Origin of the sequence: Paraburkholderia oxyphila NBRC 105797, assembly GCF_000685075.1 — a bacterium.
Taxonomy (GTDB): Bacteria; Pseudomonadota; Gammaproteobacteria; order Burkholderiales; family Burkholderiaceae; genus Paraburkholderia; species Paraburkholderia oxyphila.
Genome location: NZ_BAYD01000267.1, coordinates 1 through 1451 on the forward strand (window position 1 = coordinate 1; position 1451 = coordinate 1451).

1 protein-coding gene is annotated in these 1451 nt (G+C 61.6%); it reads left to right on the top strand.

Features of this window, described 5'->3' with window-relative positions; translation table 11 throughout:
• Positions 1-63 precede the first annotated feature (63 nt).
• On the top strand, positions 64-1125 hold the full coding sequence (locus tag BO1_RS48830) for an IS110 family RNA-guided transposase (protein WP_028223776.1): 1062 nt from the start codon (positions 64-66) through the stop codon (positions 1123-1125).
• Positions 1126-1451: the final 326 nt, after the last annotated feature.

The following is a 1451-nucleotide window of genomic DNA, read 5'->3' on the forward strand; positions in this document are numbered from 1 at the left end:
CGGAGCGCCAGCCTCTGGTGCGATCATGGGGCCGCTGAGCAACCTTCCGCCAAGGAGGAAGTCATGGACACGATCACCCGCGTGGGCGTTGATCTCGCCAAGAACGTCATCCAGATCCACGCGGTCGATGCCGCTGAGCGCGTCGTCACCCGCCGGGCGATTGCGCGAACCCGGCTTCTGAGCTGGTTTGCCAATCTCAAGCCCTGCCTGGTCGCCATGGAAGCCTGCAGCGCTGCCCATTACTGGGCCCGCAAGCTCCGCGCGCTTGGACACGAGGTTCGCCTGATTCCACCGCAGTTTGTCGCGCCCTACCGCAAGGGTGGTGCCCGAGTGAAGAATGACGCGCGTGACGCCGAAGCTATCTGCGAAGCTGCCAGCCGGCCCCAGATGCGCTTTGTGCCGATCAAGTCACCTGCCCAGCAAAGCGTGCTTGTGCTGCATCGGATGCGTACCGGATATGTCGAGGAGCGCACCGCGCTCATTAACCGGTTGCGGGGACTGCTCGCCGAGTTCGGCATCTTTATCCCACAACGTACCAACCAGTTGCACAAATACTTCGTCGACTGCGTCGAAGACGGCAGCAACGAACTCACTGGAGCCGCGCGCGAGGCCCTCATGCGCGCGTGGGCCCATTGGCAAACGCTCGACCAGGAAATCGCCTGGTTCGATCGCCAAATCGATGAACACGCCAATCAGGATATCCAGGCAAAGCGCTGCATGGAGATGTGCGGCGTCGGGCCGCTTACCGCGTCGGCTACGGTCGCGACCGTGGTCGACGCGCGACAGTTCAGCAACGGTCGCCAGCTCGCAGCCTGGATTGGCATAGTGCCAAAACAAAAGAGCAGCGGCGGCAAGCAGCGGCTTGGCCGCATTACCAAACAGGGCAACGACTACCTGCGTACTCTACTAGTCTTGGGCGCACGCTCAGCGATTGCCGCCGCGCCCCGACACAACGACAGGCTCTCACGCTGGATTCTCCAGCTGCAGGCCCGCGTCGGCTACCAGAAGACACTCGTCGCCATCGCCAATAAGCACGCCCGTATCCTGTGGGCAATTCTTGCGAAAGGCGAGCACTTCGATCCGTCCCACGCGCCCGCCCGTCCCCGTCCGACGGCGAGCGCGTGAACTGCATGCAGCATCACGCTGAATACCACTCCCAATATAGGACGCAACAGGCAACGATAGCGACAGGTAAGACCGGCAGCAGGCGAACTCGAACACCCGTCAGGCGACATAGTTTCACGTACTCGCCGCATCCCGAATGGAGTCCTGCTGCGCGGTTACTATCCGGGCCCGGGCGCCGCAATCATATCGCCCAACAAGGCCGTTTATAGGTGCGCAGTCTATCCCGCCGCTACACGCCGCACATGTTCCCATGCTTCAGGAGATCCATTACCGACCAGCACAAGCCCCTTCAACCACTCTTGCTAAAACGGGCAAGTCCTTATAGA